This window comes from Ensifer sp., from assembly GCF_035999185.1.
GTDB lineage: Bacteria > Pseudomonadota > Alphaproteobacteria > Rhizobiales > Rhizobiaceae > Ensifer.
In genome coordinates this window covers 21,404-33,029 of record NZ_DASYHB010000017.1, presented here as the reverse complement: position 1 = coordinate 33,029, position 11,626 = coordinate 21,404, and the positions used below count along the sequence as shown (strand labels likewise).

Annotated in this window: 15 protein-coding genes and 1 riboswitch; of the genes, 6 read left to right on the top strand and 9 right to left on the bottom strand. The window is 63.2% G+C overall.

The genetic code is table 11. The features are described from left to right. The first annotated feature begins 77 nt into the window (after window positions 1–77). Entirely contained in the window at window positions 78–1,370 is a 1,293-nt protein-coding gene (locus VGO04_RS01365; protein WP_327494162.1) for a glucoamylase family protein, read from the top strand. Continuing rightward, window positions 1,367–2,203: a (2Fe-2S)-binding protein gene (locus VGO04_RS01360; protein WP_327494161.1), complete on the top strand. Its 837-nt coding sequence runs from the start codon at window positions 1,367–1,369 to the stop codon at window positions 2,201–2,203. The genes VGO04_RS01365 and VGO04_RS01360 overlap by 4 nt, the downstream gene beginning before the upstream one ends. 40 nt (window positions 2,204–2,243) lie before the next feature. Here VGO04_RS01360 and VGO04_RS01355 read toward each other — a convergent pair whose 3' ends face one another. The 3 genes from VGO04_RS01355 to VGO04_RS01345 all read right to left on the bottom strand — a co-directional run bounded on the left by VGO04_RS01355 (window position 2,244) and on the right by VGO04_RS01345 (window position 4,407). Then, complete coding sequence (locus VGO04_RS01355) at window positions 2,244–3,041, bottom strand: CbtA family protein (protein ID WP_327494160.1); 798 nt, start codon at window positions 3,039–3,041, stop codon at window positions 2,244–2,246. Between the two features lie 194 nt (window positions 3,042–3,235). Next, complete coding sequence (locus tag VGO04_RS01350; RefSeq protein WP_057253219.1) at window positions 3,236–3,412, bottom strand: CbtB domain-containing protein; 177 nt, start codon at window positions 3,410–3,412, stop codon at window positions 3,236–3,238. A 41-nt stretch (window positions 3,413–3,453) separates the two neighbouring features. Then, window positions 3,454–3,716: riboswitch (cobalamin riboswitch) on the bottom strand. Then, window positions 3,715–4,407, bottom strand: a complete 693-nt coding sequence (locus tag VGO04_RS01345) for a TetR/AcrR family transcriptional regulator (protein ID WP_327494159.1) — start codon at window positions 4,405–4,407, stop codon at window positions 3,715–3,717. It overlaps the preceding riboswitch by 2 nt. A gap of 103 nt (window positions 4,408–4,510) precedes the next feature. On the opposite strand from VGO04_RS01345, the gene VGO04_RS01340 reads away from it, so the two are divergent. Then, the gene (locus tag VGO04_RS01340) at window positions 4,511–5,341 is read left to right on the top strand and encodes an NAD(P)H-binding protein (protein ID WP_327494158.1); all 831 of its coding nucleotides are present in this window, start codon (window positions 4,511–4,513) and stop codon (window positions 5,339–5,341) included. Next, window positions 5,338–5,814, top strand: coding sequence for a DUF1772 domain-containing protein (locus VGO04_RS01335; protein ID WP_327494157.1), 477 nt, complete (start codon window positions 5,338–5,340; stop codon window positions 5,812–5,814). The genes VGO04_RS01340 and VGO04_RS01335 overlap by 4 nt, the downstream gene beginning before the upstream one ends. Before the next feature lie 65 nt (window positions 5,815–5,879). On the opposite strand, the gene VGO04_RS01330 is transcribed toward VGO04_RS01335, so the two are convergent. The 4 genes from VGO04_RS01330 to VGO04_RS01315 are packed head-to-tail and all read right to left on the bottom strand — an operon-like array spanning window position 5,880 to window position 8,496. Then, the gene (locus tag VGO04_RS01330) at window positions 5,880–6,677 is read right to left on the bottom strand and encodes an SDR family NAD(P)-dependent oxidoreductase (RefSeq protein ID WP_327494156.1); all 798 of its coding nucleotides are present in this window, start codon (window positions 6,675–6,677) and stop codon (window positions 5,880–5,882) included. Between the two features lie 27 nt (window positions 6,678–6,704). Continuing rightward, on the bottom strand, window positions 6,705–7,271 hold the full coding sequence (locus tag VGO04_RS01325; protein WP_327494155.1) for an SRPBCC family protein: 567 nt from the start codon (window positions 7,269–7,271) through the stop codon (window positions 6,705–6,707). Further along, a complete protein-coding gene (locus tag VGO04_RS01320; RefSeq protein WP_327494154.1) occupies window positions 7,268–7,630 on the bottom strand; it encodes a metalloregulator ArsR/SmtB family transcription factor in 363 nt (120 codons plus the stop codon). The genes VGO04_RS01325 and VGO04_RS01320 overlap by 4 nt, the downstream gene beginning before the upstream one ends. 53 nt (window positions 7,631–7,683) lie before the next feature. Continuing rightward, window positions 7,684–8,496, bottom strand: coding sequence for a crotonase/enoyl-CoA hydratase family protein (locus VGO04_RS01315; RefSeq protein ID WP_327494153.1), 813 nt, complete (start codon window positions 8,494–8,496; stop codon window positions 7,684–7,686). A gap of 83 nt (window positions 8,497–8,579) precedes the next feature. Here VGO04_RS01315 and VGO04_RS01310 point away from each other — a divergent pair, with 83 nt between their 5' ends. Then, complete coding sequence (locus tag VGO04_RS01310; protein ID WP_327494152.1) at window positions 8,580–9,176, top strand: TetR/AcrR family transcriptional regulator; 597 nt, start codon at window positions 8,580–8,582, stop codon at window positions 9,174–9,176. On the opposite strand, the gene VGO04_RS01305 is transcribed toward VGO04_RS01310, so the two are convergent. Further along, the gene (locus VGO04_RS01305; RefSeq protein WP_327494151.1) at window positions 9,169–9,294 is read right to left on the bottom strand and encodes a hypothetical protein; all 126 of its coding nucleotides are present in this window, start codon (window positions 9,292–9,294) and stop codon (window positions 9,169–9,171) included. The two genes, VGO04_RS01310 and VGO04_RS01305, sit on opposite strands and share 8 nt — an antisense overlap. A 320-nt stretch (window positions 9,295–9,614) precedes the next feature. Here VGO04_RS01305 and VGO04_RS01300 point away from each other — a divergent pair, with 320 nt between their 5' ends. Next, a complete protein-coding gene (locus tag VGO04_RS01300; RefSeq protein WP_327494150.1) occupies window positions 9,615–9,965 on the top strand; it encodes a VOC family protein in 351 nt (116 codons plus the stop codon). Window positions 9,966–10,180: 215 nt separating this feature from the next. On the opposite strand, the gene VGO04_RS01295 is transcribed toward VGO04_RS01300, so the two are convergent. Beyond that, window positions 10,181–11,464, bottom strand: coding sequence for a cystathionine gamma-synthase family protein (locus tag VGO04_RS01295; RefSeq protein WP_327494149.1), 1,284 nt, complete (start codon window positions 11,462–11,464; stop codon window positions 10,181–10,183). Between the last annotated feature and the right edge of the window lie 162 nt (window positions 11,465–11,626).

Here is an 11,626-nt window from a genome sequence, read left to right as displayed (position 1 = left end):
AAAGAGTGATTTTACTATTCCCGCGACAACAGCGTTGACGATGAAGACCGTGACCGGAAAATCCCAGAATACTGAAGATGGCCATAAATTTAGAGCTTTATCAGATAGATAGTTTGCAGCGTGCGGCGTTTGGATACTTCCTCGACCATGCCGATCCGGTGACCGGGCTGATTGCCGACACGTCGTTGCCGGGCGCACCTTCAAGCATCGCGGCAACCGGTTTTGGCCTTTCCTGCTATCCGGTCGGTGTCGAACGGGGCTGGATGGCGCGCGCCGAGGCGGCCCGGCGGGTCCTTTGCGTGCTGCGCGCGCTTGCCGAAGGCCCACAATCGCGCGACAGCCGGGCGACCGGCTATGGCGGTTTCTACTATCATTTTCTCGACATGCGCAGCGGCGAACGCACGTGGCGCAGCGAACTCTCGACCGTTGACACCGCGCTTTTGATGGCCGGAATTCTGGCCGCTTCGGCGTATTTCTCCGGTCCTGATGATGCCGAGCGCGACATCCGCAGGCTCGCCGAAAAGCTCTATGCACGGGTCGACTGGCGCTGGGCATTGCATCGAGGCGAGACGGTGACGATGGGCTGGCGCCCGCCGGGGCGGTTCCTGCGCCATCGCTGGCGCGGCTACAGCGAGGCGCTGCTGCTCTATGTGCTGGCGCTCGGGGCGCCCGAACATGCGATCGGGCCGGAGCACTATGCCGCTTTCACGGACGGTTATGACTGGATCGACGCCAGCGGCGTGCCGCATCTCAACGCAGCGCCGCTTTTCATCCATCTTTTCCCGCAGGCCTGGCTCGATCTGCGCGGACTTGCCGACCGGCCAATGCGGGAGCGACTTACGGACTACTTCGAGAACACGCGGCGCGCCATTGAACTCCAGCGCGCCCATGCGCAGCTGAACCCCGGTGGCTTTGCCGGTTACGGGGAGCATCTGTGGGGCTTGAGCGCCTGTCACGCGCCGCGCGGACGGCTGCGCATGAGAGACGGGCGCTGGCAGCGGCTTTTCGGCTATGCAAACCGGGGCGCGCCCTTTGGCATCGACGACGGCACGCTCATCCCCTGGGCAGCATGTGCGTGCCTGCCTTTTGCCCCGGACGCGTCGCTTGCGGCCCTTGACCATATTGCGGCCAGCTATCCCGGTCTCCTCAGGCAAGGGCGATTTCCGGGCGGCTTCAACCCGAGCCTGCCGGGCGCGGGGCCTGAGGGGTGGATCGATGATCGCATCGTTGGTCTTGACCAGGGCCTCGTCGTCATGATGATCGAGAACTGGCGGAGCGGGCTCATCTGGGACCTGATGCGCCAGGTGCCTGGCGTCAGGCGCGGGTTGAGGCGAGCGGGTTTTGCGGGTGGATGGTTGGAGACGGCATGACGGCGAGTGACCGCCAGCGCGCAGCGCAATTCGTGGGAGGATATCCGCCGGAAGCGCTAGAGGTCGTCGAGCGGCTCTGCACGCAATTCCCCGACGCTGGGGTTTCCATCGGCACGGTGGACGGCGGGTTCAGGACGCCGGCCATCTTCTGGGCGGAAGGGGGAGGCGGTATCGAGGATGGTCTTGCCTACCAGGATCGTTTTGCACCCGACATGACCGACCGGATCCGGGCGGCGCATCTCATCGCCTTTTACAGCCATCAACTGAGCATGGTTCTGGGTGCGTCTTATCTTGGCGCGGGTCTTGCCGCCGAAGTCTCCGGGCTTCGCTTTGAAGCTTGGACACGCACGGTCCGTGGTGTCGAGATTGCCGGAAAACGCTTTCATTTCCATCTCGATCGCCTTGCGCCGGGAGACGTGCGTGGCGTCGAGCGGCAATACGTGGCGCAGCTGAAGCCGGTGATCGCGGCGCTGAAGCGACGCACCGGTCTTTCTTCCGGGGCGCAGTGGCGTCTGGCGGCGGATTCGCTTGCCGGCGCATTCCTGGAGATCGGCCGGGCGATCGGCGACGAGGCGCGCGGCATGGCGGAGGCGCTGGCGATCGTCAAGCGACGCGGATCGCCGCTTTACTCCGAAGAACTCTGTTACGAGGAGATTGTCGCGGTCGATCCGACGAGCGGCGAGCGGCTGTCACGCCAGTACCGCATGCGCTGCGGCTGCTGTCTCTATTTCCGCACGGAAGGCGGTAGCTTCTGCGACACCTGCGTGCTTCTGGAACCCGAAGCCCGCCGTGCGCAGCTGGTGGCGCATCTCATGCAAAACGGCGGAGCCTGAGCCCCGCCGTTTCAACGTCTGGTCGCCTGAAGCGGCGAGATTAGTGCGCCTTGGCGAACCGCTCGTTGATGAAGCCGGAGACGACGCCGAGCACGATCCAGAAGGCGAGCGTGGTGGCGAGCGCGGCAACGGCGAACTCGGCGCCAAGCACGGCGGGAATATTGCTGGTGATATCGACCGGCTGCGGCGCGCCGTAGACGTGGGGCGCGGCGATCAGCACCAGGCCTGCGATCTTGGAGACGATCTCCTCGCGAAGGACGACGAGATAGAGGCCGACGGCGGAAAGCGCCACGGTTGCCAGCCACCAGGTCTGGCGGTCACCGAGTTCGGCTGCCGGGAAGCCCGGCAGTTCCGGTGGCAGGCCGATCGCCGGCAGCATGTGCACGGCAAGCCAGCCGCAGGCACCCCAGAGCGCGCCGTTCCGAAGCGTGATCGGGTAGCCGATCACCAGGCTGACGCCGGCAAGCAACAGGCCGAAGCCCGAGCCGGTGACGAGATTGGCGATCAGCGTGCCGGAAAAGCGGCTCATGCCGAACATGATGCCGCCTTCCTCGTGCTCGGCAGCCTCATGGGCGTAAGCCGGCGTGATCGGCGACAATGCGTCGAGCAGGGCGCCTAGCGGCGAAACGGCCTTGAGCGAGGAATGCTGCTGGCCCTCTGCCGCCGGCTGTGCCGCGCCGGGCTGGGCAGCCGGTTGATCCGTCGCGGCCGGAGCCTCGCCTTCGAATTCTTCCGCATGCAGGATCAGCGGCGTGACCCGAAGTTCCTGGGCGCCGGTCATGAAGACACCGGCAATCATTCCAGCCACGATCGCGGCCAGAAGCGTTCTGACAATCATCTTGAATTTCCTCGATAACGGCAAAAGCCACGCACTGCGGCGTGGTTTGACAATCTTCCCATTTCCACAGCCATGCGGACGAGCGCCGTGCACCGGGTAAACCGGGACGCACAAGCACGGACATCCGGCTGAGGCCGGATGCGTTCAGGTCCGCTTCGTCGATGCGGAACGTTGTTCACGTTCCGGAACATCGGTCAGTGGCAGGGGAAGCCGTAGGAGTGGCGGGTGTCGTGTGCGGTGTCGTGCAGCACGGCCGAATTGGCAAGGCCGGCGCCGAACACGAGGAATGCGCCGATGAAGAGCGCGATGACGCCAGCGGTCAGACGATCGCTGAGGGAGAGCGGAATGCTCGAAACTGTAGACGTAGCCATGACAACCTCCGTGATGGCATCGGGAAATTCCCGGTTGGGCCCTATGCCCGCATCGAGTGGCAGGTTTCCTGGCTCACGGCGCTGGGCGCTATGCCCCCGATCTGCCTCGCCTTCCCAGATCGGCCGCCCTCTCGCGGTCTTTTCCAGTGGCTTCTCCCGGATTGCTCCGGAATGGCAGATCGACGTCGCTCTACAGTCGCGGGGTCGGCCGTGATGTGAATGCCCAGCATGGGTCCATCCGTCACGTTCCCGTTTACTCCCGAAGCGCGTTCGCGTTGCGGGAACCAATCGATCCCTGATGATTAGGATCGTGTCATGGAGATGTCAATTGAGCCTGCGCCGCCTGTCGCTTCATCCGCGACAAAATCCCTGACGATCATGTGTTTATAGGCCTCGACGATCTGGTCGCCCTCCGCCCGCTCGACCGATACCGCAAGCCGCATCGTGCAGTCGCCCAGATGCATGATCAGAAAAGCGGCGCTGTCGATCGTCTCGCGCGGCGTGTTCGGCACAAGCCGGGACCAGACGTCGGCCAGAAGCTTTCCGCCGGCGCGGCTTTGCAGAAGGTCGATCTCGCGCAGCGCCTTGTCGGCCTGCATCGCCGACCAGATGTCGCGCATCACGGGCTCGGCCAGGAACATCTCGTAGTAGACGTCGAACAGCTCGCAGAAGGCGTCGCGCAATTCCGCGATCGAGGTGACCTTGGCAAGTTCGGCGGCGATGCATTCGTTGCACACGGCATTGTAGCGCTCGGCCAGCGTGCGCACGATCGCTGCCTTGTCGGGGAAGTACTGGTAGAGCGAGCCGATAGAAATTCCAGCCTTTTCAGCGACTTCGCTCATGCGCATGGCGTCGCTGCCCTTTTCCTGGATGAGCGTTGTCGCGCAGCTGAGGATTTGCTCGACGCGCTCGCGGCTGCGTTTCTGGCTCGGTGTTCGGCGCAGCGCCGGTTCGTCATCGGTGGGAACGGCGGCTGGGCTTGTTTCTGAAATCATGAGTGATGCTCACATTTTGACTTGACTCCTAAAATACGAGGATTTATCACATTTGCAAATGTGAGAGATGCTCATGTTTTTAAGTGAACCTCAGGAGGAAGCTATGACGGACAAACTCACACTGGTTTTGGGCGGTACCGGCAAGACGGGCAGGCGCGTCGCCGAGCGTCTCTTGGAGCGCGGCGTGGCGGTGCGCATCGGCGCCCGTTCGGCATCGCCTTCCTTCGACTGGACGGATGAGGCGACCTGGGCGCCGGCCCTTGAGAATGTCGATCGCATCTATGTCTGCTTCCAGCCGGATCTCGCGGTGCCGGGCTCCGTCGAGGTCATCGCCAAGTTCTCAAGCCTCGCCCTCGGCGCGGGTATCAAGCGGCTGGTGCTTCTGTCAGGGCGTGGTGAGGACGAGGCGGAAGCGGCCGAACGTGCGCTTCAGGCCTCCGGCGCCGACTGGACGATCATCCGGGGGAGCTGGTTCTTCGAGAACTTCAATGAAGGCTTTCTCGCCGAGGGTGTCTCAAGCGGTTCGGTCTTCCTGCCGGTCGATACGGTGACCGAGCCGTTCATCAGCTGCGACGACATTGCCGACGTGGCGGTTGAAGCGCTTCTCGACGGTCGTCATATCGGCAAGGTCTATTCGCTGACAGGGCCGAGACTGATGACCTTTGCCGAAGCCGTGGCCGAGATCGCCGCGGCGGCCAACCGTCCGGTCGCCTATCAGGCGATACCGGTTGCCGACTTTGCCGCACATTTGCAGGCCGACGGCGTGCCTGATGACTATGTCGAACTCATCCGCTATCTCTTCACCTCGGTGCTCGACGGGCGCAACTCGAGTGTGACGTCCGATGTCGAGCATGTGCTTGGGCGGCGTCCGCGTGACTTTGCAGCCTATGCCCGGGAGACCGCAGCAACCGGTGTATGGAGTATTGCCGCATGATCCCGTTTATCCCCGCTCTGGCGTTTGCCGCCGCGATCGGTTCCGGCCTGATGGCCGGGCTGTTCTTCATCTTTTCGGTCTGCATCATGCAGGCCCTGTCGCGGCTGCCGCCGGAGCAGGGGATCGCCGCGATGAACGCCATCAACGTGGTCATCCAGAACCCGATCTTCCTCAGCGCCTTCATGGGCACGGCGCTCATCGCCCTGGCGCTGGTGGTGATCGCGTTTCTATCGGGCGGCGAGGGGCGGTGGCTGCTCGCCGCAGGCGGGCTCTTCTATCTCGTTGGCGTGCTGCTGGTGACGATTGTCTTCAACGTGCCGATGAATGATGCCCTCGAGGCTGCTTCCGGGCCGGCGGCGACCGATCTGTGGCTCGGACGGTATCTCACCGATTGGGTCTGGTGGAACCACGTGCGCACCTTCGCATCGATTGGTTCGCTGGCGCTCTTCATTCTCGGCTTTGCCCGCGCCTGATATCTGAACGCCGGCGAGGCGATCGCGCTTCGCCGGCCTATCAGCGTTCTGATCTTGCGATGCGTTCAATCGACCAGCGAGCCGCAGGTCAGATTGGCGATGGCGCCGGTCATGGCTCCGGCGCGGTCGGAGGCGACGAAGGCGGCGTAGTCGGCGACTTCGTCGAGCTTCGGGAAGCGGCCGAGCAACGTGCCGGATGCGGCGCGGCTTTCAAGTATGGCTTCGACCGTCGTATCGAAACGCCGCGCAAAGCCTTCAAACACGCCGCGTGCGTGGGATGTCGGCAAGGCTTCGGGAATGGCGTCGGGCCGCAGGCAGACGACACGGATCCCCTTTCCGCCAAGCTCGCCGGCAAGCAGTCGAGAAAAGGTCTCGACCGCACCGCAGGTGGTGCCATAGCCGAGGAAACCTGAACCGGTCATGCGTGCGCCGGGCGTCGATAGCGTCAGGATCACACCCCTGCCTTTTGCTGCCATATGGGGCGAAACCGCCTTGGCGGTGATGAAGTTCGCTCTCGTGTAGGCTGCGATCGGCTGTTCGAAGTCCGCAAGCGAGAGTTCGGCAAATGGCGGCCCCTGCACATGGGGAAAGCCGACGGCGGTCAGGGCGATATCGATCGAACCCGCCCTGTCGACCACGGAGCGAGCGTGGCGCTCCACGGCCGCCTGGTCAAGCACATCGAGCGCGTCGAAATCCGCGCGGCCGCCGGCATCGGCAATCTCATTGGCCGTGTGTCGCAGCCCTTCGACCGTGCGGCCGACGAGAAATACCCGCGCGCCTTCGCGGGCAAAGGCACGGGCGGCAGCGCCACCGATCGCGCCGCTTCCGCCATAGACGACAGCTGTCTTGCCTTCGAGCAACATCGAAATCTTCCTTTTCGCAAGCCGGCTTCAAGGATTGGGAATGCGTGTTTCGTATTCCTGTTCGAGTGCTGCGAACTTGCTCCAGAAGGCTGCGGGCGGCTCTCCTTCCAGGAGGTCGCGCAGCAGGTCGAGATGCGTATGCCAGCCAGCCGAAAAACTGGTCATGATGCCGCGATTGGCGATGCGGGTGTGGGTGACGATGAGCAGAACCTTGTCGCCGCGAGGGCTGAGCTCGAAGCGGACCTCCGATGGCGTGTCGGTTTCTTCGTTCCAGCTGTAGGCGAGCAGGCGCGGCGGCTCCCAGGCGAGCACATGGCCGTGATTGCGGACCTCGCCGGCGTGGCTGGCGTATTTTTGAGGCGGTTGGTCGTCGGCCGTTGTCAGTTCCGAATGGCGGAAGACATGCTCGACCGCCGCACCCTCGGTCGAGCCGATCGTTCCCGATGCCATCCAGAGCCGGCGCTTGCTTTCCTCCGTCAGATAGGACCAGACGCGTTCGATCGGGCCGGGAAGCAGGCGTTCGATGCGCACAGCATCGGGGGCAATGACGCGGCCGTAATCGGCGTTGGCGAAGGCTGTGGCATGCGATGTCATGGCTTTTCCTCCAGATTGTCCTCAGCTGTTGCGTCTTCGGCGAGAAGCAGCGCCTCGAGTGCGTCGATGCGCGTGCGCCAGTAGGCTTCGTAGTGGCGCATCCACTCCATGCCGGCATGCATCGGTGCGGCGTCGAGCCGGCATACATGCGTGCGGCCTTTCACTTCGCGGCGCACCAGACCTGCTCCTTCCAACACCTTGATGTGTTTCGATGCCGCAGCCAGCGAGATCGAGAACGGTGCCGCAAGCTCGCCCACCAGTTTCTCTCCGCGTGAGAGGTTCTGGAGCATTGCGCGGCGCGTCGGATCCGAAAGCGCGTGAAACACGGCATCGAGATGATCAGTTTGATATTCAACCATGTTGTTGAATATCTCTCCGATCGATACAATTGTCAACCTTTTGGTTGAATGTTTCAGTAGTAGCGCGAGAAGGTACCGTGCGGCGGATCGTCGTGGATGCGCCGTCCCTTCCATGCGGCGAGCGCATCGGAGAGATCGTCGGTCGGCACCATCTGGGCGAACTGCTCGCTTTCAACGAGCAGCCCCTCGGCGATCGACATGTTGAGGCCGCGGGTGACGGCGGTGATGATCGAGCGGACGGCAAGCGGCGAGTAGCCCATGATGCGCGTGGCAAGATCGCGGGCGGCCGGCATCAGGTCCTCGTGGGCAACGACATGGTTGACGAGGCCCATGTCGCGGGCGCGGTCGGCCGAGAAATCCTCGCCCGTCAGAAGCAGCTCAAGCGCCCGCTTGCGCCCGGCCAGGCGCGGCAGGCGCTGGGTTCCGCCGAAGGTCGGCGGCATGCCGAGCTTGATCTCGGGCTTGGCAAAGCGCGCCCGCTCGCTGGCAATTGCCAGATGCACAGCCTCGGTGATCTCGCAGCCGCCGCCATAGGCGATGCCGTTGACGGCGGCGATCACCGGCTTTGGGAAGGCCTCGAGACGCGCCGTCAGCCGCTGGCCGCGGCGAACGAAATCACGCACCGCCGGGCTCACGCCCGCAGCGACGCTTTCCGAGAATTCGTGAATGTCGCCGCCGGCGGAAAAGGCGCGTTCGCCTGCACCGGTGATGATCACAGCCCCGACCTTGTCGTTGACCTCGATCGCGTCGAGGAGGCTCAAGAGCCGGTCGATCAGCTCGTAATTGAGCGCATTGAGCTTCTCGACGCGGTTAAGGGTGAGGAGGGCGATGCCCTCGGATATCTGCATCAGCACGGTGTTGGACATGGTTGCTCTCCGGCAAGTGTTGACGGGAGGAGGCTAGGTGAGGGAAGATGCAAAGTATATTCACTAGTCGGTATACATGAGAGATGACGAAAGCGCAGAAGTCGACCCGGGAGACGATCGTCGCGGCCGCAGCAAAGCTGTTTTATGCCGAGGGCATCCGCGCCGTCAGCGTCGATGCGGTGGCCGAAGAGGCGGGGGTGACGAAGCGCACGCTCTATTATCATTTCGAGAGCAAGGACGAACTGATCGCCGCCTATCTCGAGGGCCGCGACCAGCCCAATCTCAAGCTCTTCCAGAAGTGGTTTTCCGAGGCGGAGGGGGATTTGGCTAGCAAGGTCGAGGCGATCTTCGTCAACCTGGCGCGGGCCGCGCGCCATCCGAAATGGAAGGGCTGCGGCTTCCTGCGCACTTCGGCCGAGCTTGCCAACATGCCGGGCCATCCGGCGATCCGCATCGGTGCCGCCCACAAGAAGAAGTTCGAGGCGTGGATGGCAGAGACTTTTGCCGAAGCGGGAGCAAGCGACCCCGCCATCGTGGCAAAGCAGATCCTGCTGCTGCTCGACGGCAGCTTTGCCGTGGTGCTCCTGCACCGGGACGCAGGCTATATGGAGGTGGCGGGCAGGGCGGCAGCGACGCTGGTGCAAGTGGCGCTCGCCGGCGCAAACGGCCGGGCTAGATGATGGGCTCCTGTCCGGCAATCTGGAAATAGATACGCCAGCCATCGACCTGCCGATCGGCAACAAGCAGCGTGACGGTCATCGAGCGGCAGGGTTCGCAGGTGAAGCCAATCGTTGCCACGCGCTCATCCTCGACCAATGCAAGCCATTGGGTCCGTGAGGCATTCACGCAGGGCAGATCGTCAATCAGCGGGCCGTTTTCGCCCAAGATATCAGTCAGACGCGGCCTTGCTCCGAAGGGCACACGTTTCGTGTTTGGCGCGAGCACGTCGTCACCGGCGCACACGCTGTCGCGCTCAAAGATGATGGGTATGTGCGTTCTCCCATGTCACAACGCAAAAGAGTAGACCGTCTCGAAAACGTGCATCAGGTTGCCTATGTTCATGCCGCGGCGCTGCGCAACCAAGGTTACGATGCCGTTCGCCAAACAGGAAAGTTCCGATGACCGTCAAACGTATCGTCCCCAATCTCCAGGCGTCCGACCCGCAGGCGGCGCGTGCCTTCTACGGCCAATTGCTCGGCCTCGACGTGGTGATGGACCACGGCTGGATCGTGACCTTTGCGGCCGAGGGCCAATCGGCCATGCCGCAGGTAAGCATCGCCAGTGAAGGCGGCTCGGGTACGCCGGTGCCGCTGCTTTCAATCGAGGTGGACGATGCCGATGTGATTTATGGCCGGGCCAAGGCGACTGGTGCCGAGATCGTGTACGAGATCACCAACGAGACTTGGGGCGTGCGCCGCTTCTTCATGCGCGACCCCTTCGGCAACGTCGTCAACATTCTCTCGCACTAAGCAATTCCAGGAAAAGTGCGTAACGGTTTTCCGTCCGGAATTGCGAAAGACAAAGCAATTCCAGGAAAAGTGCGCAGCGGTTTTCCGTCCGGAATTGCGAAAGACAAAGCAATTCCAGGGAAAGTGCGCAGCGGTTTTCCGTTCAGAGTTGCTTGATTTCAATTGAGCTGACGGGCAGCGGCCGGCGGGGCCGGGGGCTGCCCGTCAGGTTGGCGTCAAGCCAGCGTCAGCGCATTGGCGAGGTCGGCGACGAGATCGTCCGGATGCTCGATGCCGATCGACAGGCGGATGGTCGATTCCAGGACGCCGATGCGATGGCGAACCTCGATCGGTACGCCGGAATGGGTCATCGCCGCCGGGTGGCTGGCAAGCGATTCCGTGCCGCCGAGGCTGACGGCGAGCTTGAAGATCTGCAGCGCGTTGAGGAAGCGGAAGGCCGCGTCCTGGCCGCCCATAATGTCGAAGGAGAAGGTCGAGCCGGCGCCGGTGCATTGCGCCTTGAAGGCGCGGCCGACGGGCGTGTCCTCGCCATGGAAGGGCAGGTAGTGGATGCGCTCGACCTTCGGATGCTCGCGCAGGAATTCGGCGACGATGCGGGCATTGTCGTCGGCCTTCTGCATGCGCACCGACAGTGTCTCCAGCGAGCGGCCGAGCATCCAGCAGGAATGCGGATCGAGCTGGGTGCCGATCGCGCCGCGCAGCGCCTTCACCTGTTTCATCACCGCCTTGGAGCCAAGGGCAGCACCTGCGATCAGGTCGGAATGGCCGCCGACATATTTGGTCAGCGAGTAGAGCGAGATGTCGGCGCCATGTTCGATCGGCCGCTGGAACACCGGGCCGAGCAGGGTGTTGTCGCATGCAATAATCGGCGTGTGGCCCTGCTTGCGGCCGATCGCATCGGCGACGCGGCGGATCATCGCGACATCGACAAGGCTGTTGGTCGGGTTGGCGGGGGTCTCGATCAGGATCATCGACACCCGGCCCTTGGCCATCGCCTCTTCGGCAGCGGCGCTGACGGCCGCCTCGTTGACGCCATCGGCAAAGCCGACGGCGGCAACGCCGAGATTGAGGAAGGTTCGCGCCAGCAGCGTCTCGGTGCCGCCATAGAGCGGCTGGCTGTGCAGCACCGCATCACCCGGCTTGACGAAGGCCAGCAGTGTGGTCGCGATCGCCGACATGCCCGACGAAAACAGCGCGCAGCTTTCGGTGCGCTCATAGACGGCGAGGCGGTCCTCGACGATCTCGCTGTTGGGATGGTTGAAGCGCGAATAGACGAGACCGGCGCCGACGCCTGCGGGCGGCTCCTTGCGGCCGGAAACGAAGTCGAAGAAGTCGCGGCCTTCCTCGGCCGAACGGAAGACGAAGGTGGAGGTGAGGAACACCGGTGGTTTGACCGCGCCCTCCGACAGTTCCGGGTCGTAACCATAGTTCAGCATCAGGGTTTCCGGATGCAGCTTATGGTTTCCGATGTGGGTCTTGGAGGGATGCGGTGCGGTCATGGCTTGTCTCCTCAAGCGAAGCGGACTCGACTGACTGGCAAATTATATCAGATGCTTGGGCCGATCCTTGCTATTTCCAGCCGCTTGCCCTTGAGTTGCGCAAGGAATTGGCTCGATTGAAAAGATATGGCGCAGAAAATTGCCGACGAGACCAATCGCAGG

Bases quoted from the DNA above. Each gene is read 5' to 3' on its own strand.
- VGO04_RS01365 (WP_327494162.1), top strand. From the start codon at position 78: ATGGCCATAAATTTAGAGCTTTATCAGATAGATAGTTTGCAGCGTGCG.
- VGO04_RS01360 (WP_327494161.1), top strand. From the start codon at position 1,367: ATGACGGCGAGTGACCGCCAGCGCGCAGCGCAATTCGTGGGAGGATAT.
- VGO04_RS01355 (WP_327494160.1), bottom strand. From the start codon at position 3,041: ATGATTGTCAGAACGCTTCTGGCCGCGATCGTGGCTGGAATGATTGCC.
- VGO04_RS01350 (WP_057253219.1), bottom strand. From the start codon at position 3,412: ATGGCTACGTCTACAGTTTCGAGCATTCCGCTCTCCCTCAGCGATCGT.
- VGO04_RS01345 (WP_327494159.1), bottom strand. From the start codon at position 4,407: ATGATTTCAGAAACAAGCCCAGCCGCCGTTCCCACCGATGACGAACCG.
- VGO04_RS01340 (WP_327494158.1), top strand. From the start codon at position 4,511: ATGACGGACAAACTCACACTGGTTTTGGGCGGTACCGGCAAGACGGGC.
- VGO04_RS01335 (WP_327494157.1), top strand. From the start codon at position 5,338: ATGATCCCGTTTATCCCCGCTCTGGCGTTTGCCGCCGCGATCGGTTCC.
- VGO04_RS01330 (WP_327494156.1), bottom strand. From the start codon at position 6,677: ATGTTGCTCGAAGGCAAGACAGCTGTCGTCTATGGCGGAAGCGGCGCG.
- VGO04_RS01325 (WP_327494155.1), bottom strand. From the start codon at position 7,271: ATGACATCGCATGCCACAGCCTTCGCCAACGCCGATTACGGCCGCGTC.
- VGO04_RS01320 (WP_327494154.1), bottom strand. From the start codon at position 7,630: ATGGTTGAATATCAAACTGATCATCTCGATGCCGTGTTTCACGCGCTT.
- VGO04_RS01315 (WP_327494153.1), bottom strand. From the start codon at position 8,496: ATGTCCAACACCGTGCTGATGCAGATATCCGAGGGCATCGCCCTCCTC.
- VGO04_RS01310 (WP_327494152.1), top strand. From the start codon at position 8,580: ATGACGAAAGCGCAGAAGTCGACCCGGGAGACGATCGTCGCGGCCGCA.
- VGO04_RS01300 (WP_327494150.1), top strand. From the start codon at position 9,615: ATGACCGTCAAACGTATCGTCCCCAATCTCCAGGCGTCCGACCCGCAG.
- VGO04_RS01295 (WP_327494149.1), bottom strand. From the start codon at position 11,464: ATGACCGCACCGCATCCCTCCAAGACCCACATCGGAAACCATAAGCTG.